This window comes from Yinghuangia sp. ASG 101, from assembly GCF_021165735.1.
GTDB lineage: Bacteria > Actinomycetota > Actinomycetes > Streptomycetales > Streptomycetaceae > Yinghuangia.
In genome coordinates, this window is the sequence record NZ_CP088911.1 from 1,143,136 (window position 1) to 1,166,893 (window position 23,758).

General features: G+C 72.6%; 23 protein-coding genes. 12 read left to right on the forward strand and 11 right to left on the reverse strand.

All coding sequences use genetic code 11. From position 1 onward, the window contains the following. The first annotated feature begins 3 nt into the window (after window positions 1–3). Both hydA and LO772_RS04515 read left to right on the forward strand, forming a co-directional pair. Window positions 4–1,404 carry a dihydropyrimidinase gene (gene hydA / locus LO772_RS04510; protein WP_231777040.1) on the forward strand — a complete coding sequence of 467 codons (1,401 nt, stop codon included), beginning with the start codon at window positions 4–6 and terminating at the stop codon, window positions 1,402–1,404. A gap of 64 nt (window positions 1,405–1,468) precedes the next feature. Continuing rightward, a complete protein-coding gene (locus LO772_RS04515) occupies window positions 1,469–2,482 on the forward strand; it encodes a TIGR03842 family LLM class F420-dependent oxidoreductase (protein WP_231777041.1) in 1,014 nt (337 codons plus the stop codon). 4 nt (window positions 2,483–2,486) lie between these two features. Here the strand turns inward: LO772_RS04515 and LO772_RS04520 are convergent, their stop codons facing one another. Continuing rightward, on the reverse strand, window positions 2,487–3,098 hold the full coding sequence (locus tag LO772_RS04520) for a GNAT family N-acetyltransferase (protein ID WP_231777042.1): 612 nt from the start codon (window positions 3,096–3,098) through the stop codon (window positions 2,487–2,489). A 178-nt stretch (window positions 3,099–3,276) separates the two neighbouring features. Here LO772_RS04520 and LO772_RS04525 point away from each other — a divergent pair, with 178 nt between their 5' ends. After that, window positions 3,277–3,750: a GNAT family N-acetyltransferase gene (locus LO772_RS04525; protein ID WP_231777043.1), complete on the forward strand. Its 474-nt coding sequence runs from the start codon at window positions 3,277–3,279 to the stop codon at window positions 3,748–3,750. A gap of 448 nt (window positions 3,751–4,198) precedes the next feature. Next, a complete protein-coding gene (locus tag LO772_RS04530) occupies window positions 4,199–5,395 on the forward strand; it encodes an IS110 family transposase (protein ID WP_231773107.1) in 1,197 nt (398 codons plus the stop codon). A gap of 8 nt (window positions 5,396–5,403) precedes the next feature. Here LO772_RS04530 and LO772_RS04535 read toward each other — a convergent pair whose 3' ends face one another. From LO772_RS04535 to LO772_RS04560, 6 genes are all read right to left on the reverse strand, one after another. Further along, a complete protein-coding gene (locus LO772_RS04535) occupies window positions 5,404–6,384 on the reverse strand; it encodes a ketopantoate reductase family protein (protein WP_231777044.1) in 981 nt (326 codons plus the stop codon). Between the two features lie 129 nt (window positions 6,385–6,513). Then, the gene (locus LO772_RS04540) at window positions 6,514–7,509 is read right to left on the reverse strand and encodes an aldo/keto reductase (protein WP_231777045.1); all 996 of its coding nucleotides are present in this window, start codon (window positions 7,507–7,509) and stop codon (window positions 6,514–6,516) included. A gap of 61 nt (window positions 7,510–7,570) precedes the next feature. Further along, on the reverse strand, window positions 7,571–8,113 hold the full coding sequence (locus LO772_RS04545) for an MOSC domain-containing protein (RefSeq protein WP_231779420.1): 543 nt from the start codon (window positions 8,111–8,113) through the stop codon (window positions 7,571–7,573). Between the two features lie 80 nt (window positions 8,114–8,193). Then, on the reverse strand, window positions 8,194–8,874 hold the full coding sequence (locus tag LO772_RS04550; protein ID WP_231777046.1) for an HAD family hydrolase: 681 nt from the start codon (window positions 8,872–8,874) through the stop codon (window positions 8,194–8,196). A 127-nt stretch (window positions 8,875–9,001) separates the two neighbouring features. Next, a complete protein-coding gene (locus LO772_RS04555; protein ID WP_231777047.1) occupies window positions 9,002–9,790 on the reverse strand; it encodes a VOC family protein in 789 nt (262 codons plus the stop codon). A gap of 275 nt (window positions 9,791–10,065) precedes the next feature. Then, entirely contained in the window at window positions 10,066–10,716 is a 651-nt protein-coding gene (locus tag LO772_RS04560; protein ID WP_231777048.1) for a TetR/AcrR family transcriptional regulator, read from the reverse strand. A gap of 109 nt (window positions 10,717–10,825) precedes the next feature. Here LO772_RS04560 and LO772_RS04565 point away from each other — a divergent pair, with 109 nt between their 5' ends. Then, the gene (locus tag LO772_RS04565) at window positions 10,826–11,779 is read left to right on the forward strand and encodes a beta-ketoacyl-ACP synthase III (RefSeq protein WP_231777049.1); all 954 of its coding nucleotides are present in this window, start codon (window positions 10,826–10,828) and stop codon (window positions 11,777–11,779) included. A gap of 112 nt (window positions 11,780–11,891) precedes the next feature. Further along, complete coding sequence (locus LO772_RS04570; protein ID WP_231777050.1) at window positions 11,892–12,161, forward strand: hypothetical protein; 270 nt, start codon at window positions 11,892–11,894, stop codon at window positions 12,159–12,161. Between the two features lie 20 nt (window positions 12,162–12,181). Here the strand turns inward: LO772_RS04570 and LO772_RS04575 are convergent, their stop codons facing one another. The 4 genes from LO772_RS04575 to LO772_RS04590 all read right to left on the reverse strand — a co-directional run bounded on the left by LO772_RS04575 (window position 12,182) and on the right by LO772_RS04590 (window position 17,908). Further along, window positions 12,182–13,372 carry a hypothetical protein gene (locus LO772_RS04575; protein WP_231777051.1) on the reverse strand — a complete coding sequence of 397 codons (1,191 nt, stop codon included), beginning with the start codon at window positions 13,370–13,372 and terminating at the stop codon, window positions 12,182–12,184. Between the two features lie 151 nt (window positions 13,373–13,523). Continuing rightward, window positions 13,524–14,555 carry a hypothetical protein gene (locus LO772_RS04580; RefSeq protein ID WP_231777052.1) on the reverse strand — a complete coding sequence of 344 codons (1,032 nt, stop codon included), beginning with the start codon at window positions 14,553–14,555 and terminating at the stop codon, window positions 13,524–13,526. Window positions 14,556–14,857: 302 nt separating this feature from the next. Further along, on the reverse strand, window positions 14,858–15,361 hold the full coding sequence (locus LO772_RS04585; protein WP_231777053.1) for a SigE family RNA polymerase sigma factor: 504 nt from the start codon (window positions 15,359–15,361) through the stop codon (window positions 14,858–14,860). A 318-nt stretch (window positions 15,362–15,679) separates the two neighbouring features. After that, window positions 15,680–17,908: an MMPL family transporter gene (locus LO772_RS04590; RefSeq protein ID WP_231777054.1), complete on the reverse strand. Its 2,229-nt coding sequence runs from the start codon at window positions 17,906–17,908 to the stop codon at window positions 15,680–15,682. A 293-nt stretch (window positions 17,909–18,201) separates the two neighbouring features. On the opposite strand from LO772_RS04590, the gene LO772_RS04595 reads away from it, so the two are divergent. The 6 genes from LO772_RS04595 (at window position 18,202) to LO772_RS04620 (ending at window position 23,724) form a co-directional block, all read left to right on the forward strand. Next, window positions 18,202–19,611 (forward strand): tetratricopeptide repeat protein, encoded by a 1,410-nt coding sequence (locus LO772_RS04595; protein WP_443089367.1) that lies wholly within the window; start codon window positions 18,202–18,204, stop codon window positions 19,609–19,611. 119 nt (window positions 19,612–19,730) lie between these two features. Then, entirely contained in the window at window positions 19,731–20,201 is a 471-nt protein-coding gene (locus tag LO772_RS04600) for a cell wall hydrolase (protein ID WP_231777056.1), read from the forward strand. A 95-nt stretch (window positions 20,202–20,296) separates the two neighbouring features. Further along, a complete protein-coding gene (locus tag LO772_RS04605; RefSeq protein ID WP_231777057.1) occupies window positions 20,297–21,166 on the forward strand; it encodes a metallophosphoesterase family protein in 870 nt (289 codons plus the stop codon). Window positions 21,167–21,267: 101 nt separating this feature from the next. Beyond that, a complete protein-coding gene (locus LO772_RS04610; RefSeq protein ID WP_443089435.1) occupies window positions 21,268–21,927 on the forward strand; it encodes a 4'-phosphopantetheinyl transferase family protein in 660 nt (219 codons plus the stop codon). A 524-nt stretch (window positions 21,928–22,451) separates the two neighbouring features. Next, complete coding sequence (locus LO772_RS04615; protein WP_231777059.1) at window positions 22,452–23,306, forward strand: siderophore-interacting protein; 855 nt, start codon at window positions 22,452–22,454, stop codon at window positions 23,304–23,306. Window positions 23,307–23,397: 91 nt separating this feature from the next. Further along, entirely contained in the window at window positions 23,398–23,724 is a 327-nt protein-coding gene (locus LO772_RS04620; RefSeq protein ID WP_231777060.1) for a plasmid stabilization protein, read from the forward strand. The last annotated feature ends 34 nt before the right edge of the window (window positions 23,725–23,758 follow it).

Here is a 23,758-nt window from a genome sequence, read left to right on the forward strand (position 1 = left end):
GCGATGGCCCGCACACTCGTCCGCGGCGGCCTGGTGGTCACCGCCGACACCGAGACGGCCGCCGATGTGCTGGTCGACGGCGAGCGCATCGCCGCGATCGCCGCCCCCGACGTCGCCGAGGCGTGGCTGCCGGGCGCGGACACGGTCCTGGACGCCACCGGCAAATACGTGATCCCGGGCGGCGTCGACGCGCACACGCACATGGAGATGCCGTTCGGCGGCACGGTCGCGTCCGACACCTTCGAGACCGGGACGCGCGCGGCGGCGTACGGCGGCACGACCACCATCGTCGACTTCGCGATCCAGGAGGTCGGCGGCTCGCTGCGGGCCGGGCTCGACGCGTGGCACGCCAAGGCGGCCGGCAGGTGCGCGATCGACTACGCGTTCCACATGGTGCTCGCGGACGTCGGCGACGCGGTGCTGAAGGAGATGGACCTCCTCGTCGGCGAGGGGGTCACCAGCTTCAAGATGTTCATGGCGTACCCGGGGGTGCTCTACAGCGACGACGGCCGCATCCTGCGGGCCATGCAACAGGCCGCGGAGAACGGCGCGTTGCCGATGGTGCACGCGGAGAACGGCATCGCGATCGACGTCCTGGTCGCGCAGGCGCTCGCGGCGGGCCGTACCGATCCGCGCGTCCACGGGGAGGTACGCAAGGCGCTGTTGGAGGCGGAGGCGACCCACCGGGCCATCCAGCTGGCGCGGGTCGCCGGGAGCCCGCTGTACGTCGTGCACGTCTCGGCGGCCGAGGCCGTCGCGGAGTTGACCGCCGCGCGCGACCTCGGGCTCGACGTGTTCGGCGAGACGTGCCCGCAGTATCTGTTCCTGTCCGCCGACGACCTGGCACGCCCGGGCTTCGAGGGGGCGAAGTACGTGTGCTCGACGCCGCTTCGGCCCGCCGAGCACCAGGCGGCGCTGTGGCGCGGGCTGCGCGGCGACGACCTTTCGGTGGTCTCGACCGACCACTGCCCGTTCTGCTTCGTCGGGCAGAAGGACCTCGGCCGCGACGACTTCTCGCGGATCCCGAACGGGTTGCCGGGTGTCGAGAACCGCATGGACCTCCTGCACCAGGCCGTGCTGGACGGGCACATCTCGCGCCGCCGCTGGATCGAACTCGCGTGCACCACCCCGGCGCGGATGTTCGGCCTGCACCCCCGCAAGGGCACCATCGCCCCCGGTTCGGACGCGGACCTGGTCATCTACGACCCCGCGGCCCGGCAGACCGTGTCCGCCGCGACGCACCACATGAACGTCGACTATTCCCCGTACGAGGGACGGCGGTTGACGGGCCGCGCCGAGACGGTGCTGTCGCGCGGCACGGTCGTCGTCGCGTCGGGCGCGTACGTGGGGCGGGCCGGGCACGGCCGGTTCCTGCCGCGCGCGACGTGCCAGTACCTCGGCTGAACCGCCCGCTCCCACCCGGCCCTGCGCGCCGCCGCCCGGGCTCCGCCGTCGAGAGGACACCGCCATGGACTTCGGTCTCGTCCTGCAGGCCGACCCGCCCGCCGCCGACGTGGTCGCCTTGATGCGGACCGCCGAGCGCGCGGGCTTCACCCACGGCTGGACCTTCGACTCCGTGGTGCTGTGGCAGGAGCCGTTCGTCATCTACAGCCGCATCCTCGCCGAGACCTCCACGTTGCGGGTCGGCCCGATGGTCACCAACCCGCTCACGCGCGACTGGACCGTCACGGCGTCGCTGTTCGCGACGCTCAACGACATGTACGGCGAGCGCACGGTGTGCGGCATCGGCCGCGGCGACTCCTCGGTCCGCGTCCCCGGTGGCACACCGTCGACGCTGGCCCGGCTCGGCGAGGCGATGCACGCGATCAAGGGCCTCGCCGAGGGGCGCGAGGTCGACATGAACGGCACGCGCGTCCGCGTCCCGTGGGTGCGCCCGGGGTCGCGCCTGCCGGTGTGGATGGCGGCCTACGGCCCCCGTGCCCTTGAGCTGACGGGTCGTCAGGCAGACGGTTTCATCCTCCAGTTGGCCGACCCGTTCCTGACCGGCTCGATGGTCGCGGCGGTCCGGTCCGCCGCCGAGCGCGCGGGCCGCGACCCCGACGAGGTGACCGTCTGCGTCGCGGCACCCGCGTATGTGTGCGACGACGACCCCGCCGCACTCGCGCACGCACGCGACCAGTGCCGCTGGTTCGGCGGCATGGTCGGCAACCACGTCGCCGACCTGGTCGCCCGCTACGGCACGCACTCGTCGGCGGTGCCGGACGAACTGACCGCGTACATCAAGGACCGGCACGGGTACGACTACGCGCACCACGGCCGGGCCGACAACCCGTCGACGGCGTTCGTTCCGGACGACATCGTCGACCGCTTCTGCCTCATCGGCCCGGTCGAGGAACACCTGCGGCGCCTGCGGGAGCTGCGCGAGCTGGGCGTCGACCAGTTCGCCGTGTACGCGATGCACGACACCCGCGCATCCGTCGTGACGGCGTACGGCGACCACGTCATCCCGGTGCTGCGCTGACGCGTCACTCCTCGGGGCGACCGCCGTCGCCGTCGTGGTCGTGGTCGTGGTCGTGGTCGCGCAGCATCATCGTAGAGAGCGGCGCGACCGGGAAGTGCCGCGAGAAGCCGACGGACCGGTACCCCTGGGCGTCCCAGAAGCCCACCGCCGCCGCCGAACTGGGGCGCAGCGTCAGCGTGGTGCGCGTCCCCGTCCACGGGCCGACCAGCGCCGCGTGCATCGCGGTCCCGAGCCCGGTGCGCCGGAGATCCGTACGGACCGCGAACTCGTGCACGGCGAAGGTCTGGAGGCCGTCCTCGACGGTCATCGGCTCGGGCAGCGGGTCGACCATTCCGGACCACCAGCGCGTGTCGGGCCCGAGCGGCGCGCCGAACCCGAAGCCCAGCGGCGTCGACCCCTCCCGGGCGCGGGCGAAGACCAGCCGGAACCCCGGCTCGGCGAGGTGGCGCGGCAGGATGTTCTCCTCCCATTCCCGCGCGTCGGCCTCGGTGCGCAGATACGGTTCCTCGGCATACGCCTCGGCGTACAGCGCGCGTATCGTCTGCCGCATCGCCGGTACGGCGACCTCCCGGGCGGTGAGGTGGTCCAGCGTCCAGGAAACGGGCGCGGCGGTCACGGCGAACTCCTTCACGGCAGACGGGCGATGTCGTCATGGTGGATGCCGGGAACGGCCGGTCGGTTCCCTGCGCAGGACAGTCCACGCGCACCGGCGCCCACCCCGCAAGTCCGAACGCCTGTGCGGTGGGCCACGGAAATCCTTCGTCCGGGCACAAACCGGTCGCTACTGTTCCCCCATGATCAGAACCGCCGTCCGCGACGACGTCCCGACGATTCTGCGCTTCATCCGCGAACTGGCCGCCTACGAGCGCTCCGAGCACGAAGTACGCACCACCGAAGACGATTTGGCCCGTGACCTGTTCGGCCCCCACCCGGCCGCACAGGTGCTGGTCGCGGAGGACGACACCGGCGGGGCGATCGGCTTCGCGCTCTGGTTCACCACGTACTCCACGTGGCTGGGGCGCCCGGGCCTCTACCTGGAGGACCTGTATGTCACCCCCGACGCCCGGGGATCCGGCCACGGCCGCGCCCTGCTTCGCGCGCTGGCGCGCATCGCGGTCGCCCGCGGCTACGGACGCGTCGAGTGGTCCGTCCTGAACTGGAACGAACCGGCGATCGGCTTCTACAAGGCCCTCGGCGCGGCCCCCCAGGACGACTGGACGGTCTACCGCCTCACCGGCGAGCCCCTGGCCACGCTCGGCGCCCACTGACCGCTCCCCGCACCGGTCGGCCGAACCACCGCGAACGGCAGGGTGGTTCGGAGTGGTGGAGGCCCGCCTCGTGTGCGAGTTGATCGAGGCGGGCCCGACACCGTCACCGAAGCGCAGATTCCTCGATGATGACGTCGTGGAGACTAACGACCGGCACCGACAACGGATGCGGGCGGCGCGAACCGCCCCGCGTCCCCGCGGTGTTGGCGCGTCAGGCGGCTCTACCTTCTGAGCCGGGTTGGTCTGGTCATTCGTAGGGTTGGACCGCCCAGGGGTGCTGGGTGTGGCTATCAGGCGGCTGCCGTTTCGTGGTTTCCGACGCTTCGCCGCCCAGCGCCCCACGACGACTCGGCCGCCGATTAGGAAGTGCGAGCAAGTCGCTGAGTAGAGCAATGCCGGCGAGGTCGTCCGTGGTACGAACAGCACGCACACGCACGTCAGGAGCACGATGAGCCGGATATGGGCGGGGATCGACAGCGGCAAGAGCCACCATCACGGTCTGGCCTTGGATGCTGGTGGCAAGACCTTGCTGTCGCGGCGGGTGGCCAACGACGAGCCCGAGTTGCTGAAGCTGATCGGCGACGTCCTGGCCCTGGCCGACGGCCGCGCGGTCACCTGGGCGATCGACATGACCGGCGGTGAACCGGCCCTGCTGCTGAGCCTGCTGATCGCGCACGGCCAAGAGGTCCTCTACATCCCCGGCCGCCTGGTGAACCGGGCGGCCGACGGCTACCGCGGCGAGGGGAAGACCGACGCCCGTGACGCCTACGTGATCGCCGACCAGGCCCGGATGCGGCGGGATCTGCAGCCGGTTCGGCCCGGCGACGAGAACGCGATCGAGCTCAGGCTGCTGACCGGCCGCCGTGCCGACCTGGTCGAGGACCGCACCCGCGCCGTCAACCGCCTGCGCGGCACCCTGCTGAGCATGTTCCCGGCCCTGGAACGGGCCCTGGACGTGACCAACGTCGGCCCGCTCAAGCTGCTGACCGAGTACCAGACCCCGGCCGCGATCCGCCGCGTCGGCGTCGCACGCCTGACGAAGTGGCTGGCCAACCGCAAGGTCCGCAACGCCAGAGCCCTGGCCGAGGCGGCCGTCGAGGCCGCCCAGCGCCAGCACACGGTCATCCCCGGGGAGAAGACCATCGCCAGGCTGGTCCACAGCCTGGCCGAGGGGGTGATGGCCCTCAACGAGCAGATCGCCGAGATGGACAAGCTCATCGAGGGCCGGTTTCGCGAGCACGAACTCGCCGACATAGTCGAGAGCGTCCCGGGCATCGGGACCGTGCTCGGCGCCGAGTTCCTGGCCGGAGTCGGCGGCAGCCTGGACGGCTTCGCCTCCCCGGACGCCTTGGCCGCCTTCGCCGGCGTCGCCCGCGCGCCCCGCGACTCCGGCAAGGTCAGTGGCAACCTGCACCGGCCGACCATCTACCACCGCCGACTCCAACGGGTCTTCTATACCTCGGCGTTGGTGAGCATCCGCTGTGATCCGAACTCGCGGAGGTTCTACAACCGCAAGCGCGCGGAGGGCAAGCGACACGTCCAGGCCGTGATGGCTCTGGCCCGTCGACGGGTCAACGTCCTGTGGGCCCTGATCCGTGACCGACGGTGCTATCACGTCACACCCCCAGTGACCACAGCGGCTTGACAACGACATTAGGAAGCGTCGCCGTCGAGGCCCGCCGCGCGCAGGATGTCGGCGTCGGTGAGGGTTCCGGGGGCCACGCGGTCGCGTGCGTGCTCGTTCGCCAGGCGCTGCACGGCGGTGTTGACGGGGGTCGGGACGCCGTGCAGCCGGCCGAGCCGGGCGATCTCCCCGTTCAGGTAGTCGACTTCGGTGGCGCCCGTACCGCGCAGCAGGCTCTGGTACGTCGACCCTCCGACCCGCTCGGTGCCGCCGACGGGCAGGTCGACCACCGCCGTGCGGCGCGGTGATCCGGCGGCCTCGACGAGCGGTTCGATGCCGGCCGCGGCGTAGCAGGCGTCGGCTTCCGCGCGGCTGAGCTTCGCGGCCCGTCCGCGCAACGCCCCCGGACCGCACAGCGCCTCCACGGCGTTCGCGATGTTGAAGCGCAACTTGCCGTATTTCCAGCGCATGATGTCGGGCCGCACCTCGGAGAGGAACGTCGCCTCCGACAGCGCGGCGGCGATCGCGGCGGCGGTGTCGTCGACACCCGACGGGTAGCGGCCGAGGTCGAACAGCCCCGCGACGGGCGCCGAGTGGACCCGCACGACGCCCGGTTCGAGGTACAGCGCCGGGCAGTTGACGGTCATCCCGTAGACGGTGTCGAACGCGCGCAGCGCGAAGTCCTCGTTGGCGACGCCGTTTTGCGCGCAGACCACCGGCGTCGTGGCGGGCGCGGCCAGGGCGAGGTCGCGCAGCGCGGCCACGGTGTCCTGGGTCTTGACACTCAGCAGCACGACGTCGCCGTCCGCGAACGCGATCTCGTCGGGGCGCTCGACCACGTTCACCGCGACGGTCCGCGACCCGTCGGGATCCACGATCCGCAGCCCCCGCTCGCGCATCGCGGTGCCGTGCGCGCCGCGGGCGATCAGCACCACCTCGTGGCCGGCGGCGTGCAGCCGCCCGCCGGCGAGACCGCCGATCGCCCCCGCGCCGTGGACGATGAACCGCATCCGGACCTCCTCGTTCGACCGTTCGACCCGCGATCGGGACAGGCCACGATCACAAGACGCCCGGCCGCGGCACAAGGCGGAGGGACGGAAAGCGCCGGCGGGCGGCGCTCTGCGCCCGTGGCCCGGCCGTCACCAGGCGAAGGCCTCCGGCGCCGGTCCCGGTCCCGGGAAGATCCGGTCGAGTTCCGCGAGCAGTTCGTCGGAGAGCGTCAACTCGGTGGCGCGCAGGGCGGCTTCGAGGTGGTCCACGGTCCGCGGGCCGATGATCGGTGCGGCGACCCCGGGGCGGCTCAGCAGCCACGCCAGGGCCACCTCGCCCGGGTCGAGACCGAATCCGTCGAGCAGGTCCTCGTACGCCTGGACGCGGTCGCGCAGCGCCGGATCCGCCAGTGCCTCGGCGGAGCGGCCCGTCGCGGACCGGGCGCCGGTGCCCTCGCGCTGCTTGCGCAGCGCCCCGCCGAGCAGCCCGCCCCGTAGCGGGGACCAGGGGATGACGCCGACGCCGTACTCGCGCGCGGCCGGGATCACTTCCATCTCGGCGCGGCGTTCGGCCAGGTTGTAGAGGCACTGCTCGCTGACCAGGCCGAGGCGGCCGGTGCGGGCGGCGATCTCGTTGGCCTGGGCGATCTTGTAGCCGGGGAAGTTCGAGGATCCGGCGTACAGCACCTTGCCCTGCGCGACCAGCACGTCGATCGCCTGCCAGATCTCCTCGAACGGGGTGTCCCGGTCGATGTGGTGGAACTGGTAGAGGTCGATGCGGTCCGTGCGCAGGCGCCGGAGGCTGTCGTCCACCGAGCGCCGGATGTTGACCGCGGAGAGCCGGTCGTGGTTGGGCCAGGACGGGCCGCCGACGGCCATGTTGCCGTACACCTTGGTGGCGAGGACGACCTTGTCGCGGCGCGCGCCCCCGCGCGCGAACCACGAGCCGACGATGGTCTCGGTCAGGCCCTTCTCGGCGGTGCCGCCGTAGACGTTGGCGGTGTCGAAGAAGTTGACGCCGGCGTCGAGTGCCGCGTCCATGACCGCGTGGCTGTCCGCCTCGTCGGTGAGCGCGCCGAAGTTCATCGTGCCGAGGGCGAGCCGCGCGACCCGGAGACCGGTGCGGCCCAGTGTCGTGTAGTCCATGGCTCACCAGCCAACGCCCGGATCGGTGCCTCGGCAAGCGGACGCGGGCCCGGCGCGGGCCTCAGACCGGGACGAGCGGTGTGTGGGGTGCGGCGGGGAGGACGACCCTGACGGCGTCCCCGGGGACGATGTCGCCCCCGGACACGACGATGCCCATGATGCCCGCCCGCCGGACGACGTTGCCGTCGTCGTCGCGGTGCACCACGCGGGCCAGCAGACCGCGCTTGACGCCGTCGATCTGGCCGCACGGGTTGCGCAGCCCGGTGACCTCGACGACCGCGTCGGGGCCGAGGTGCAGCCGGGTTCCGGTGGGCAGGCCCAGCAGGTCGACGCCGCGCGTCGTGATGTTCTCGCCGAGCCGCCCCGGCTCGACGGGGAATCCGGCGGCGCGCAGCTCCTCGTGGAGTTCGTCGTGCATCAGGTGCACCTGCCGCAGGTTCGGTTGCGTGGGGTCGCGGGCGACCCGGGAGCGGTGCTTGACGGTCACGCCCGCGTGGACGTCGCCCTCGACGCCGAGGCCCGCGAGGAGCGTGATGCGGGCGCGGTTGGGCTTGGTGAAGGTGTAGGCGGCATTGCTGCTGACGGCGACGACCGTCCCCGGCACGGGATGCGCCGGTGCGGAGGCGGCGGTCGAGGACTCGGGGGTCGAGGGCTCGGGGGTCGGGTCGGTCATCGGGCTCCTGGTCATCGGGGGCCGGGCAGGCCGAGCAACTCGGGCAGCGCGCGCATGTCGTCGAAGACCACCGTGTCGGGCCCGGTGAGGCGGTCGACCGGGGTCAGGCCGCCGGCGTACGCGAACGCGCGCATGCCGGCCGCGCGGGCCGCCTGGACGCCGTACGCGCTGTCCTCGACCACCACGCACGTCGCGGGATCGACGCCCATGCGTACCGCGGCGTGCAGGAAGATGTCGGGGGCGGGCTTGCCGAGCGGTACCTCGGCGGAGCTGAAGATGCGGCCCTCGAAGCGCGCGTACAGCCCGGTGACACCGAGGGTGTGGCGCATCTTGACGTGGCTGCCGCCGGAGGCGACGCACGTCGCGTACGCGGGCAGGATGGCGTCGAGGGCGTCGGCGATGCCGTCGATCAGCGGGAGGCCGCCGGTGTCGACCTCCTGGCGGTGGAGCCGGTGGAACGCCTGGTGCCACCGCTCTCCCGTGCCGTCGCCCAGGCGCGCGTCGACGGCCGCGCGGATCGCGTCCGCGGACCGGCCGATGAAGCGCTCGATGATCTCGTCGTCGGTGATCGCCCAGCCGAGCGAGCCGAGCACGTGGCGTTGCACGCGGACGGCGATGCGCTCGCTGTCGACGAGGACGCCGTCGCAATCGAAGATGACCAGCCCGATGGGCGTCCCGAGCGAAGCAGTCACGGCGGTCAGTCTAGGAGCCGTGCCGGCGGGGGCGGAGCCCCGGGACCGGGGCCGCGCGCATTGACCCGGTCCCGACCGTCAGCTCCGGACTGGTCGGGACCGGGTCGTGCGGTGGCCCGAGATTCCGTCAGGAGTCGGGCGGCGTGCTCGACTTGATGATCGCGAAGACCGCCCCCTGCGGGTCCTGGAGCACGGCCATGCGGCCCGCGGCCATGTCGAACGGGGCCATGAGCAGCGTGCTTCCGGCGCGTACGGCGGCGTCCACGGTGCTGTCGGTGTCGTCGACCGCGAAGTACGTCAGCCAGTGCGCGGGGATCTCGGTGGGGGCGTCGGTCAGGGTCTGGGCGCCGCCGACGACGCGGCCCCCGGCCAACATGCCCTTGTAGCTGGGCATTTCGGGCATCGACTCGAACCGTGTGCCGAAAACCGCCTGGTAGAAGCGTACGGCCGTGTCGAGGTCGCGGGTGTTCAGCTCGTTCCAGGTCAGGGCGCCCGGCTCGTTCACGCGCTCGGCGCCGGCGAACTCCAGATGCTGCCAGGCCCCGGCGACCGCGCCGGTCGGGTCGGCGAACACGAGCATGTGGCCCTGGTCGCCGACGCGCATCGGCGGCATGAGGGTGGTCCCGCCGTTGGCCGCCACCTTGGCGGCGGTCTCCTCGATGTCGTCGACGGCGATGTACGTCGTCCACGCCGTCGGCGGGGGCGGCTGGTTGTCCAGGGACATCGAGGGGCCGATCCCGCCCACGGCCTTGCCGCGCAGCTCGCAGACCGCGTAGCCGCCGAACTCCGCGGGGCCGGTCTCCCCGTGCCAGCCGAGCAGGTCGGAGTAGAAGTCGATCGCGGCCTGCTGGTCGGGCGCCATGAGGTCGACCCAGCAGGGGGTTCCCTGGACGTACGGTGCGGTGAGAACGGACATGCTGACCCGCCTCCGAATGGGTGGGGACAGTGGATGCGGACCCACCCAATGTCACCCGCTCGGAGCAGACCCGCCACTCGACGGCGCACGCCCCCGACGCCCACGACGCGGTGACGTAAAACCCCGGAAAAACTTTGCGAGCCGCCCACCGCGACGCGCCCCCTTCGCGCCCCCGGCCCCGCGCGAGATCGTCGCGCCGAGCCCGATCGGCCCGGCGCCGAACGTGCGCGCATCCCCGGCCACACGCGCACCGCCTCACCCGCGGCGCCGGACGGTCAGACGGGTTCCGCCAGTGCGTGGGTGTGGGGGGCGGTGGACGTGGGGGCGGTCAGGAGTCTGCGGATGGCGCGGCGCATGCGGTCCGGGGCCTGGGCGTCGGCGAACAGTTGTATCGCCTGGTTGAAGGCCATGTAGACGCCGACCAGCTCGAAGACGATCTGCTCGGGGTCGGCGTCGTCCGGCAGTTCGCCGTTGGCAACGGCGATCCGGACGTCCTCCATCAGGCGGCGGGACCACATCCGGAACAAACGGGCGACCTCGTCGTGCACCGGTCCGCCCCGCGCGTCGAACTCGATGGACGCCGTGGTGAACAGGCAGCCGCCGGGGAACGCCTCGCGTTCGCGTTCGAGATAGGTGATCCAGGCCTCGCACACGGCGTTCAGGCGTTCGAGTCCGCCCCGCACGTCCGCGGCCGGCTCCCACACCAGCCGGGTGAACACCGCCGCCGCGCCGTCGAGCGCCGCGAGCTGAAGCGCCTGCTTCGTTCCGAAATGCCCCAGCACCCCGGCCTTGCTCATCCCGAGGTCCGTGGCCAGGCGTCCGATGGTCAAGCCCTGGAGTCCTTCGACCGAGGCGATCGCCGCGCTGTGGCTGACAATGCGTTCGCGCGTGGTGCGTGCCTCGGCGGCGGACTTGCGGGGGCTCATGCCGGTCATGGTAGCCACGCCAAGGAATTCAGCGTCCGATCGATCGGTTGCTATTCTCCCGGCACGCACCGTCCACCCCCTTGCCGCCGAGCCGAGGAGAGACAAGTCCGTGCCGGGTTCCCGCATCACCGCCATGGGTCATTACCAGCCGACACGTGTCCTCACGAACGATGACTTGGCCGCGATGGTCGACACCAGCGACGACTGGATCCGACGCCGCACCGGCATCGCGACTCGGCACATCGCCGGCGACAACGAGTCGGTGACCGACCTCGCCGCCGAGGCGGGCGCCAAGGCCCTCGCGACGGCCGGGCTCAGCCCGTCCGACATCGGGCTGGTCACCGTCGCCACGTGCACCGCGATAGACCGCCTGCCGTCCACGGCGGCACAGGTCGCGGGGCGGCTCGGCATCCCGACCGCGGTGACGTACGACCTCAACAACGGCTGCGCCGGGTTCTGCACCGCCCTGGCCTGCGCCGACCACTCGGTGCGCGCGGGAGCGGCCCGGCACGCGCTGGTGATCGGCGCGGAGAAGATGTCGCATGTCACCGACTGGACGGACCGCAGCACGTGTGTGCTGCTGGGGGACGGTGCGGGTGCGGCGATCGTGAGTGCGGCCGAGGACGGCGAGGAGGCCGGCATCGGCCCGGTGGTGTGGGGCTCCGACCCGACCCGCGCCCGCGCGGTCCGGCTCGTGGACGAATGGCACCCGATGTTCGCGCAGGAAGGGCAGGCGGTGTTCCGCTGGGTCACCGGCGAACTCCCGCACGTGGCACGGGATGCGTGCGCCAAGGCCGGTGTCGCTCCGGACGAGTTGGACGGCGTGGTGACGCACCAGGCGAACCTGCGGATCGTCGAGGCGCTGGTACGCCAGCTCGGCCTGGCGGAGTCCGCGGTCATCGCGCGCGACGTCGTGGACTCGGGCAACACCTCCGCGGCGTCCGTTCCCATGGCCCTCGCGAAGCTCGTGGAGCGACGCGAAATCGCCCCCGGGGGCCGCGTGTTGCTCTTCGGCTTCGGCAGCGGCCTGTCGTGGGCCGGCCAGGTCGTCACCTGCCCTTGACGACCCCGCGGACGCGGTTCCCCTGCCTCGCGCCATGACTGGCCGCGCCGGTCCCGGGCACGGACTCCCCAAGGAGACGTTGTCCTACCGAGCCCGGGGAAGGGGAACCGACGTGCGGCGTCCTGCTTCGCGCTATCAGTACGTCCGGCGAGAACCGACGGTCGGCGAGTACGCGGCGATGATCGTCCCGGCGGTGCTGGTGGCGGGTATCGGCTATCTGGGCCTGCTGCTCCTGATCGGCGCGGCGGGGCCCGGTGTGTCGGCCGTGGTGTGGGTGTGCGGTTTCCTGGCGCTCGGCGGCGTGGCCCACGCCCGGCCGGCGCTGCTGCTCCTGCGCTGGGGGTGGCTGGTGGCCGGCGGCCTGGTGGCGCTGACCGTGTAGCGCCGCCCCCGGCGACGGACTCAGCGCCGCGGCGTGTCGAAGAAGCCTCCGGTGGCGATGTCGTGCCAGAAGTCGCCCAGCGCCGGACCGGTCAGCGCCCGCGGCTGAAAACCGTCGAAGTAGGTCAGCGGTACGTGCGACGCCACCAGCAGGACCGCCAGGACCACGCCGACCTGTGCCGGGGTGATCTCGTGGGTGCCGTGGTCGTCCAGCCAGAACCACAGCGCCACACAGCAGTTCGCGATGAGCAGGAACGCCCATCGCTCGCGGTCCCAGCCGCCGGCCGCCAGCAGGATCGGGGCGACCGCCGCCGCCACCGACACGCCGGTCAGGCGCGCCGGACGCCGTCCGATCCGGGCGAAGACCAGCATCCCCACGGCGATCAGGACCGCGAGGGGCCACAGGAACACGAAGATGTCCCACGGGTCGAAGTACTGGTAGCTGTCCGTCTGCGTGCGCCCGAACAGGTCCAGCGCGTCGGAGCGGAGGGGGAATCCCGTTCCGATCAGGACGCGTTCGAAATGCGTCGGGGCGCCGGGCCCGGCCGCCGGCACCGCCAGCACGACGAGCCCGACGCCGACCGTCGGCGCGACCGCGGCGAGCGCGCGGCGCGGCGGCAACTCCCGCAACGCGGCCAGGAGGAAGAGCGGCAGCACGGTGAGCAGCGCGATCTCGTGGACGAGGACCGTCGACGCCGTCACCAGCGACGCCGCGGCGACCCGCCCGCGGTACAGCAGCCACACCGCCCCGAACAGCCCGAGGTACACGATCTGGTCGAAGTAGCCGATCTCGTGGAACAGGTAACCGCCCGTCGGGAGCAGCAGGAAAGCCATGATCAGCAGGCGCTGCACGGGTTTTCGGGTCACGACCGCGAGCCGCACCAACACCGCGACGAGCACGCCGAGGACGACGAACGAGACGGCCACGAAGAGTTCGTACGGGTATCCGGCCGGTGCCGCGAACGGCCGCAGCACCGTGCCGACGAGGAACCTGCGGTGGAACCCGTCCTGAAGCGAGACCGCCTGCAGCGTCACGGCCCAGCGCCCCGGCATGCGGAGCCCGGTGTACGCCGCGAGGGCGACGCACCCGAGGACGAGAACGGCCGTGCGCCGCGACCACCCGGGCGCCGGGGCCGCCTCGGTGGTGTCGCGGGCCGGCGGGACCGGGGCCGGTGACGTGTTCTGCCGAGCCGGAGATGACTTCAGAAGCACAACGGGATCCTTACAAAATCATGGATACCGGGATCAATCCCCCGGTTCGGGGTGTGCTGGTGCGCGGTCCGTGCGGACCGGGGAGTTCAGGGGCTTCGAGGCGCCGGACGCGTCGCGGGACGCGGGTCGGCACGGGGCCGTACCCCCGCCGTCAGGCGCCTATGCCGAGCAGTGCGGTCAGGGCCGAGGGTGCGTCGCCGTGGCGCAGGATCTCGCGCATCTCGACGGCGGCGACGGGAGCGGCCATCGCGCCGGGTGCCGGGGCGGTCGCGGGGGCCTGGGGGGTCAGCGGGACCTCACCCGAGGGGCCGCCGTTGTCGAGGTCGTCGCCGCGTCCGGTGCCGACGGGCGTATCGGTGCCGGGGGTGTCAGGGGCGACGGGGGTGTCGGGACCCGTGTCGGTCTCGACGCCTTGCCCCGGGTCGCCGGGGGTGTCGGGGCCGCGGGGGCCGTCGGACAACCCGCCGGGCACCCGTGCCCCGGTCGCGGTCAGCACGATGTGTTGTCCGGTCTCCTCTCCGATGACCAGCACCTCGATCCGTTCGCGCGCGAGAACGGAGCCGGGCGGGACGCGCGGGTCGTCGCCGGGGGCCGGCGGCGGCAGCGCGCAGACCACGGAGTCACCCACGCGGCTGTCGAACGCCTGGATGGGGCACCGTAGTTGCCAGGAGTCCACCGGCCCCGTGCCGGCTCCGGCGGTGATGTCTATCCAGCCGATGTGCAGCCCGTTTCTGAGGAGTTCGATGCGCCATACGGTCGGCCGCGAGTCGACCACGAACATGGGCGGCATGACGACCAGGTCCGAGCTGCTCTCGCGCATGTGTTGGGTCAGGTTCTGCTGAACGGCGACGGCCAGTCGGCCGATCGCGGCGGAGTCGTCGGTCGCGTCGGGGCGGGCCGTCGGCGAGGCCTGCCGGTCGGCACGGTCCGCCACCCAGGCGGCGGTTCCGGCGCCGGCCAGGACCGCGCAGACGGCCAGGGTGGTGACGCCCATCCGCAGCCTGCGGCGCGCCTTGATGCGCTGCCCGGAGACGCGGGCGTCGGTGACGAAGTGGGGGGGAAGTGGCGGCTCCTGTTCCGGGAGCACGGCTCGGAAGAACTCGGCGAGTTCGTCATCCGGCGGCATGGTGGTCTCACCTCCCCGGGCATCGGTGTCCAGGATCGGGTTCACGGTTCGGTTCACGGGTCGCATTCACGGACCGCCGGCGGTTTTCGGTTCCGGTGTCACGTCGTCTTCATGGGGTGCGCACGTCGGATGCGGGGATCGGCTTGGCGGTCGGGGCGGACGATCGAGGGCGGGCGGTCGGGGCGGGGAGGTCGTGGCTACGGGGCCGGTCGGGAGCGGTCGGGACCAGTCGGGAGCGGTCGGCAGCGGTCGAAGGAGTGGCCGGTCGGGTTGTCGGTCGGAGTGTCGGTCGGATTCGGTGTCGGGAGCGGTCTGGCGTTCGGTCGGGCTGTCGGAGGCGGCGGCTTCGGCGCGCACCGTCACGCGTGGGCGAAATCCACGAGCGTCGGGCCGAGGATTCCGCGCAGTTGTGCGAGGCCGCGCGTCGTCGCCGAACGCACGGCCGCGGAGCTTTTGCCGAGCAGGTCGGCGGTCTGCTCCACGCTCTGGTCCTCCCAGAACCGCAGGACCAGCACCGCCCGGTAGGCCGGGGTGACCTCCCCCAGCGCCGCCAGCAGGGCGAGGCGCCGATCGGAGTCGACGCCGAGAGCGGCGCTGTCGGGGACCTCGCCCATGGGAATCTCGCCGTGGCCGCGCTTGCGGGTCTGGTCGACATAGGTGCGGACGAGCACCCGTCTCGCGTAGGCCGGCCCCGCGGCGGGGTCACGGATGCGGTGCCATTTCGCGTACACCTTCCCCAGGGTGATCTGGACGAGGTCCTCGGCACCGTGCCAATCCCCGCAGAGCAGGTAGGCCGTCCTGCGCAGAGCGCCGTAGCAGGACGTCGCGAACTCAGTGAACGCCCCCTCCTGCTCGGGAGTCACAGCACCGCCCCCCTCGGCCCGATGGTTGGTCTGTCATGAGGAGGACGAGGCGCGCCCCCACGAATGTTGCGTCGGCGTACCGGCATTTTCGCGGCCCGGCGGCGCGATGGCCCGTACCGCCCTCCGGCGCGTCGTTCCCCCGGCACGGCCCGGGCCGCCGCCGGCACGACACGGGAAACGATGCCCCCGGCACATGAGAAGCCGATGAGGCCCCGGATCACCCGGGGCCTCATCGGCGTGCCTGTCATGCCAGTTGTGCGGTTTTGCTCCGTCGCGCGCGCCGGAACCACCGTGCGCGTCCGCGCGCCTCCGGTGCCGTCAGCCGACCGACCGGGCGGGCACCTCGTACGGCGAGCCCGTCGGCCTCGGCGGCGCGCCCGGCGCCGGCGGGCGTCCGCCGCCGGGGATCTTGCCGGGCCACCAGTTCCGGTTGCCGAGGAGCACCATCAGCGACGGCAGCACCACGATGCGGACCACGATCGCGTCGATGAGCACCGCCGCGGCGAGGCCGACGCCCATCTGCTTCATGTCCATCATGCTGAGCGTCGCGAACACCGCGAAGACCGAGACCATCACGATGGCGGCGCTGGTGATGACGCCGGCCGACGAGGTGATGCCGCGTTCGACGGCGTCCCGGGTGCTCAGGCCGCGTTCCGCGGCCTCGCGGATCCGGCTGACGACGAAGACGTGGTAGTCCATCGACAGCCCGAACAGCACCACGAAGAGGAACAAGGGCAGCCACGAGATGACCGCGCCGTTCGACGTGAAGCCGAGGATGCCCTCCGCCCAGGTGTGCTGGAAGACGACCACCAGCAGACCGAACGCGGCCAGAGCGGACAGCAGGTTGATCACGATGGCGCTCAACGCGATCACGATCGACCGGAACGTGAACGCCATCATCACGAAGGTCAGCAGCAGCACGAATCCGATGACGAGCGGCAGCTTCTCCTTGACGTGGTGGGCGTAGTCGAAGTTCTCGGCGGTCTCGCCCTCCACCGCGAACTCCGCACCGGGGACCTGACCGACGGTGTTCGGCAGGATCTCGTCGCGCAGCGCGTCGAGGGCGTCCACCGCCTTGCCGCTGGAGCTGCCGTACGGCGACGTCACCTGCACGGAGAACGCCCGGCCGTCTTCGGCGACCTTGACCGGGGACGTGTCGTCCTTGACGTAGAGCGGGTGGTTGCGCGTCTGCTCGACGGCCTGGTCGAGCGCGGCGCGGGTCTCGGCGGCCTTGCCCTCGGGGGCGAGGACGACGATGTTGCTCGCGGCGTGCTTGTCGGGGAACGCCGCCGTCATCCGGTCGTACGTTTTGATCACCGACATCTCGCTCGGGAAGTCGTCGAACGAGGTGGTCTGCAGCTTCATGCCGAACGTCGGCAGCGCCAGCGCGGCGAGCGCGATCACCGAGACGGCGAGTGTGCCGCGCGGGTGGTTCAGGGCCGGGCGCAGCAAGGCCTTCCAGACGCGCGGCTCGCGGTCCTGGCGGGCGGTCAGCCGCCACAGCAGCGGCACGCGCGGCCGGTCGACCCGGTCGCCGAGCTTGGCGAGCAGGGCGGGCAGGACGGTCAGCGAGCCGGCGCAGGCGACGACGACCACGATGATGCCCGCGGTGGCGAGGCCGGAGAAGATGGCGTCGCCCGCGACGTACATGCCGGCCATCGAGACGGCGACCGCGAAGGCGGAGACGACGACGGCGTGGCCGGAGGTGGCGGCGGCGATCTCGATGGCGTCGATGCGGTTGTGGCCCTTGGCGCGTTCCTCGCGTTCGCGGCGCACGTAGAAGAGCGAGTAGTCGACGCCGACCGCCATGCCCATCATCATGATGATGTTCGCGGCGCTGCCGGGGTCGGGGAAGACCGCGGACGCGAGGCCGTAGAGCCCCATCGACGCGACGACGGCGGTGAGCGCGAGGATGACGGGGACCGCGGCGGCGATCAGGGCGCCGAAGGCGACCATGAGGATGACCAGGGTGACCGGGAGGCTGAACAGCTCGGCCTGCCCGAGGTCCTTGCCGATCTGGTCCTCGATGCCCTTCGCGCCGGAGCCGTCGCCGACCTGCTCGATGCGCAGGCCGGGGAACTCCTTCTGCACGGCCTTGCGGGCGTCCTCGAGGTCGCCGATGTGGTCCTTGGCCTTGTCGGGGTCGCCCGCGAGGTCGACGGGGACGAGGTAGGCGGTGCCGTCTTCGGACGCCATGACCTCGCCCACCGCGGCGACGTCCGGCAGCGGACGGGCCTGGTCGGCGACGCGCGCGGCGGCGTTCCGCGCGGCCTCCTGGTCGAGCGTGCCGTCGTCCTTGGCGGTGATGAGGATGTTCTCCGTCGCGGGGGCGACCAGGCCGTGTTCGCGGGCGATCTCGCCGGCCCGCCCGGACTGTCCGACGCCGAGGTCACTCGTATCGGCCTTCTCGGTGCCGGCGATGCCGCCGACGACGAGGCAGGCGACGACCAGCGCGACCCAGATCCCGATCGCCCGCCACGGGTTGGTCGCGCTCCATCGCGCGACGCGTACGGTGGCCGGCCTCTTCCTTGTGTGATGCGCCCTCATGACTGTGCGGCCCCCTCGTGGCGGTCGTGCGGCGGAATCGTGGCGGAACAATCCGGTGTGCCCGGTGCGTTCGAGCTGTGCGTGGCTCTGGACGTGTGGTTCACGCAATTGAGTCTGTTGTCGCCGCGTCTCGCGGACATTGCCTCCAGCCGCCGACCCGGGGTGGGTCTAGCCCCACGTTCGACCGCCGCCTTTCCCCACCCCGCGGGCCGTGCCGCGGGGCGAGCCGATCGGGCGGTGGAATCGTTGGACCGGAAAACGGGTGGTACGGGCCGCCCGGGATGGGAGCGGTGATGACCTCCGACCGGCAGGGACACGCGATGACCGACACGGGCGAGGAGGCCGCGGGCCATCTCGAACGGGCGTGGGACGCGCTGCTGTTCTTCCGCCCCGAGATGGTCGAGGCGTCGGCCGCGGCGGTCGGCGCCGCGCCCCGGTCGCCGCTCGCGCAGTCGCTCGCCGCGTACCTCGGGTTGCTCGGCACCGAGGAGAAGGAAGCCGCCGAGGCGCGCGAGCGGTTCGACCGGTTCCGGTCCGGATTCGACCGAACGGCCGCCACCCCGCGCGAACGCGCGCACGTCGACGCGGCGAGCGCGTGGCTCGCGGGGGACATCCACCACGCCGGGCGCGTGCTGGGCGAGTTGACCGTCGCCCACCCGCGCGACGTGATGGCCCTCGCGGTCGGCCACCAGATCGATTTCTTCACCGGCGACGCGGTACGGCTGCGCGACCGGGTCGGCGGCGCGCTGTCGGCGTGGGACCCCACGGACCCGCGGCGCGGGCCGCTGACCGGGATGTACGCTTTCGGCCTGGAGGAGTCCGGCCACTACGACCGCGCCGAGGACGTCGGGCTGGCCGCGGTCGAGGCGAATCCGCACGACGTGTGGGCCATCCACGCGGTGGTGCACACGTACGAGATGCGGGGCCGTTTCGCCGACGGCATCGCGTTCCTGGACGCCCGCACGAAGGCGTGGGCGAGCGGCAACTTCATGAGTGTGCACAACTGGTGGCATTACGCGGTCTTCGCGCTCGAGGCCGGCGACACCGAGCGTGCCCTGGAGATCCACGACACCGCGCTGCACACCCCCGAGTCGCAGGGGTACGCGCTCGAACTCGTCGACGCGTCGGCCCTGTTGTGGCGGCTGCTGCTGGCCGGCGACCGGCGGACGGCGCGCTGGAACGCTCTCGCCGATGCGTGGGCGGCACGCCGCGACGGGCCGTTCTACGCGTTCAACGACGTGCACGCGGTGATGGCCTATCTGGGTGCGGAACGGCTCGCGGACGCGGAGGCACTGGTCCGCGACCGGAAGGCGTGGCTGGCGACGCCGCACCCGGGCGTGGCCAATCACGCGATGACGGACGAGATCGGGGTGCCGGTGTGCCGCGCGCTGATCGCGTACGCGACGGGCCGGTACGACCAGGCGGTGGAGCTGCTGATGCCGCTGCGGTACCGGCTGCACACATACGGCGGCAGCCACGCGCAGCGCGACGCCGTGCAGAAGACCCTGATCGAGGCGGCGCTGCGCGGCGGCCGTGACGACCTCGCCCGCACCCTGGTGAGCGAACGACTCGGGCTGCGCCCGAACAGCCCCTACAACTGGGCGACGCGGGCACGTCTCGCCGAGCGGTCCGGCCACGCGGCGGAGGCCACGATGGCGCGGGAGCGCGCACGGGAACTGACGAGCGGCGCCCGCGCGCGGTAACGCGAGGCGCACCGCCGATTCGGCGCGCGTCCGGCCGCGCACGAAACGCGGCGGGCCGGAACGACGGGCCCGGTGCCGCGCGGCGCGGACCGCGCGGCACCTCCTGCGACACTGGCGGCATGTCCGCCGCCGGCCCGCTCGCCCTGCCCGCGTTCCTGCCGCCGGGTTTCCGGTCCGTGCGGTACGCCGCCGCCCGGCATCCCGGCACGACGACGGCCGGCGACCTGTCGGGCGGTGCGAACTGCCAGGTCTACGCGTACGCGGTCCTCGCCCATGTCGGCCTGCGCGTGCCGCCGTTGCGCTCGTCGGAGCTGTGGGCGGATCGGGAGGCCACCGAATCGGCGGCGGTGCCGGGCCTGTTCGACCTCGTCCTGTTCGACGGCGGCCGAAAGCCCGGGCGTGACGAGGGATATGGCGCGCATGTGGGTGTGCACGTCGGGCCCGACCGGGTGCTGCATCTGTGCCGCGAGGTCGGCGCCCCGGCCGTGTGGTCGTACCGTGACTTCGCCGAACGCCCTTACTACTCAAGGCTGTTGGGCATCAAGCGGGTCCGCGGGCGGCGCCCGTCCTCGGCGGCGGCATCCGGGTGACGCGGCTTGCCGCGTCCGGGCATTCGGGTGCGGCGGCGCCACGCCGCACACCGCCCGGCCGCGCACCGCCGTATGCGGGCACATAAAGTCGCGTCATGACGAGCACTCCTCTGCCCGCGGCCGACGGTCCGGCGCTGTATGCCGTCAGCGACGTGCACACCGCGATTCCGGCGAACTTCGCGATCGTGGAGGGCGTCCGGCCGAGAACGGACGCGGACTGGCTGATCGTGGCGGGCGACGTGGCCGAGCGCCCGGACGACATCGCCAAGACCCTCGGCCTGTTCGCGGACCGCTTCGCCAAGGTCGTCTGGACACCCGGCAACCACGAGTTGTGGACCGCGAAGGACGACGGGCCCGAACTGCGCGGCGACGCCCGGTACCGCCACCTGGTCGAGCTGTGCCGCGACCTGGGCGTGGCGACGCCGGAGGACCCCTACCCGGTGTGGTCGGGGCCGGGCGGGCCGGTGACGATCGCCCCGCTGTTCGTGCTGTACGACTACACGTTCCTGCCACCCGGCACCACCACGCGCGAGGAGGCCTTGGAGGTCGCCTACAAGGCGGGCGTGGTGTGCACCGACGAGTTCACCCTCGACCCGGCGCCGTTCCCGAGCCGCCAGGCGTGGTGCGCGGAGCGGGTCGCGTACAGCGAGGCGCGCCTCGCGGACGCGGCCGACCCGGCGGCGCCCTTCGTGCTGGTGAACCACTTTCCGACGGTACGCACGCCCACGGACGTGATGTGGTACCCGGAGTTCGCCCAGTGGTGCGGCACCGTGCGGACGGCCGACTGGCACACCCGCTTCCCCACCGCCGCCGTCGTCTACGGGCACCTGCACATCCCGCGGACGACGTGGTACGACGGCGTGCGCTTCGAGGAGGTGTCGCTCGGCTACCCTCGCGAACGACGCAACGGCCTGCGCAGGCCGATCCCGCGACGGATCATCCCGGCGGAAGAGGGGGGCAAATGACCGGCGACGCACTCGACGGCGGAGCGGCCGAGGCGCTGCGCGAGCCGCCCCCGGCCTCCGGCACCCCGGCCGCGACACCTCCGGACACCGGGCGGGCGACCCTGCTCGCCCTGATCCTCCCGGCGTCGGTGGCAACCGAGGAGTGCTTCGACGACCCGCCGGGCACCGCGCTGTTTCCCGAGGAAGAGGCCTGCGTCGCACGGGCGGTGGACAAACGCCGCCGCGAGTTCACGACCGTGCGCCGGTGTGCGCGCCTGGCGCTCGGCCGCCTCGGGGTGGCGCCGGTGCCGCTGGTCCCCGGTGAGCGCGGCGCGCCGAGTTGGCCGGCGGACGTCGTGGGCAGCATGACCCACTGCGCCGGCTACCGAGCGGCGGCGGTCGCCCCGGCGGCACGGATCCGGACGATCGGCATCGACGCGGAGCCCGCCGAGGAGCTTCCCGAGGGAGTCCTCGACTCCATCGCGTCGCCGGACGAGCGCCGCCACCTGGCCGCGTTGAGCGTGTCGCGTCCGGAAGTGCCGTGGGAGCGGCTGCTGTTCAGCGCCAAGGAGTCCGTCTACAAGGCGTGGTTCCCGCTGACCCGCCGCTGGCTGGGCTTCGAGGAGGCCGAGGTCGGGTTCGACGTCGCCGCCGGGGCCTCCACCGGGACCTTCGCGGCGCGCATCCTCGCCCCGGACGCTCCCGTCGAGATGTTCACGGGCCGCTGGATCCTCGCGTCCGGCATCGTCGCCACGGCGATCGCGGTCCCGCGCGCCGACTGACCGGGCGGCCCCCCACGGCCGTCCGGTGCCACCGGACGGCCACGCCCGCACGGGGACTTACCCCCGGGTGTCGTCAGGCGCGGGCCAGCCACACCCACACGGGAAACGACGCGCCGCAGACATGCCACCCCCACGGTCCGCCCACCGCGGCGGCCCGGGTGCCGCCGTGCGTCGGTGCCGCCCCCAACCCGCGGCCGGTGCGGCCCGGGCCCGGTGTGACGCTGCTCCCGACCTCTGGACAGCGAGTCAGGTTAGGTTAACCTAAGTTCCGAAACCCGCCGGGGGCACCCGCCTTCCGGCGCGACGGAACGCGGGTGCTCGCGCACGCCCCGTCGGACCATCCGCACGCGCAAGGAGCAAGCCATGCCGATCTCCGGGGTCAGCGCACCGCGCTTCACCCGCGCCGGCGCCGCCCCGCGCCGTGCCCGGCCCACCGCCCTCGGCACGCCGCCGCGCATGTTCCGTTGACGCCCCGCCCGGCCGCCGCACGCGCGTCCGGTCCCGCACGACGACAGGAGTCGCCCGTGACGACCTCTGACAGCCCGTTCCGCTTCTTCGACCTGCATGTCGTGCGCGCCGAGCGGATCGGCCCCGGTTTCGTCCGCGTCACGTTCGGCGGCGAGGACCTGGCGTCCTTCGTGACCGACGGCCGCGACCAGCGGCTCAAACTGTTCTTCCCGCACGCCGGCCAGGACGCGCCGGTCGTGCCCGTCGACGCGGGCGACGACTGGTTCACGACGTGGAGCGCCATGGACGCGCACGAGCGCGGCATCATGCGCACCTACACCGCCCGCGACGTACGGCGCGATCCCGACGAGCTGGACGTCGACTTCGCGGTGCACGGCGACTCCGGCCCCGCGTCGCGGTGGGCCGGCAACGCCGCCCCCGGGCAGCGCCTCGTCGCCATGGGCCCGCGGCGCACCGACAACGGCGGCGCCGACTTCGCACCGCCGCGCGACGCGCCGTGGGTCCTCGTCGCCGCCGACGAGTCGGCGCTGCCGGCCGTCGAGGGCATCCTGCGCTGGCTCCCCGAGGGGCCGCCGGCCCACGTGTGGATCTCGGTCGCCCACGACGCCGACCGGCGCGAACTGCCCGCCCGCGCCGGGACGAACGTCCGCTGGTTCACCCGCAACGGTTCCGGCGACCCGATACCGGGCGCCATCGCCGAGGCCGACCTCCCCGAAGGCACGCCGTACGCCTGGATCGCCGGGGAGTCGAGCATGGTCCGCGCGGTGCGCCGCAACCTCGTGCGCGACCGGGGGTACGACCGCAAGTCCGTGTCGTTCACCGGCTATTGGCGGCGCGGCGCGACCGACGACGACCTGCTCGTGGAGTCCCTGGCCGGCCAGGAGCCCTACCTGCCGGGCAAGGACGACTGAGCCGGAGACGGGGCCCACGGGCCCGAATGCCCCGCGGGCGACCGGGTAGCCGCGCGGCGTAACGGCAGCCGAACCCGAAAGGAGCGCCGTCATGCCCCGCGGATCGAGCCCCAAGCGCGAACGCCAATACGAGCACATCAAGGAGAGCGCGCTGGAGCGCGGCGAAAGCCGCGAGCGCGCCGAGGAGATCGCGGCCCGCACCGTCAACAAGGAGCGCGCCCGGCACGGCGAGTCGCGGACCGCGAGCCGCACGTCGACCCGCGACATCTCGTCGGGTCGGCGCGGCGGCCTCCGGTCCCACCGAGGGCCGGGCGGCCCGACGTACGACCAGCTCTACGCCGAGGCCAAACGCCGCGACATCAAAGGCCGTTCGAAGATGAACAAGAAGGAACTGTCCAGCGCTCTGGGCGGGAAGTGACCCCGGCGGCGCACCGAGGAACGCTCCGCCTCCG

What these genes read in the sequence shown, in the direction of transcription:
- hydA (WP_231777040.1), top strand. Translation starts at nt 4, where the DNA reads ATGGCCCGCACACTCGTCCGCGGCGGCCTGGTGGTCACCGCCGACACC.
- LO772_RS04515 (WP_231777041.1), top strand. Translation starts at nt 1,469, where the DNA reads ATGGACTTCGGTCTCGTCCTGCAGGCCGACCCGCCCGCCGCCGACGTG.
- LO772_RS04525 (WP_231777043.1), top strand. Translation starts at nt 3,277, where the DNA reads ATGATCAGAACCGCCGTCCGCGACGACGTCCCGACGATTCTGCGCTTC.
- LO772_RS04530 (WP_231773107.1), top strand. Translation starts at nt 4,199, where the DNA reads ATGAGCCGGATATGGGCGGGGATCGACAGCGGCAAGAGCCACCATCAC.
- LO772_RS04535 (WP_231777044.1), bottom strand. Translation starts at nt 6,384, where the DNA reads ATGCGGTTCATCGTCCACGGCGCGGGGGCGATCGGCGGTCTCGCCGGC.
- LO772_RS04540 (WP_231777045.1), bottom strand. Translation starts at nt 7,509, where the DNA reads ATGGACTACACGACACTGGGCCGCACCGGTCTCCGGGTCGCGCGGCTC.
- LO772_RS04555 (WP_231777047.1), bottom strand. Translation starts at nt 9,790, where the DNA reads ATGTCCGTTCTCACCGCACCGTACGTCCAGGGAACCCCCTGCTGGGTC.
- LO772_RS04560 (WP_231777048.1), bottom strand. Translation starts at nt 10,716, where the DNA reads ATGAGCCCCCGCAAGTCCGCCGCCGAGGCACGCACCACGCGCGAACGC.
- LO772_RS04590 (WP_231777054.1), bottom strand. Translation starts at nt 17,908, where the DNA reads ATGAGGGCGCATCACACAAGGAAGAGGCCGGCCACCGTACGCGTCGCG.
- LO772_RS04595 (WP_443089367.1), top strand. Translation starts at nt 18,202, where the DNA reads ATGACCTCCGACCGGCAGGGACACGCGATGACCGACACGGGCGAGGAG.
- LO772_RS04600 (WP_231777056.1), top strand. Translation starts at nt 19,731, where the DNA reads ATGTCCGCCGCCGGCCCGCTCGCCCTGCCCGCGTTCCTGCCGCCGGGT.
- LO772_RS04605 (WP_231777057.1), top strand. Translation starts at nt 20,297, where the DNA reads ATGACGAGCACTCCTCTGCCCGCGGCCGACGGTCCGGCGCTGTATGCC.
- LO772_RS04620 (WP_231777060.1), top strand. Translation starts at nt 23,398, where the DNA reads ATGCCCCGCGGATCGAGCCCCAAGCGCGAACGCCAATACGAGCACATC.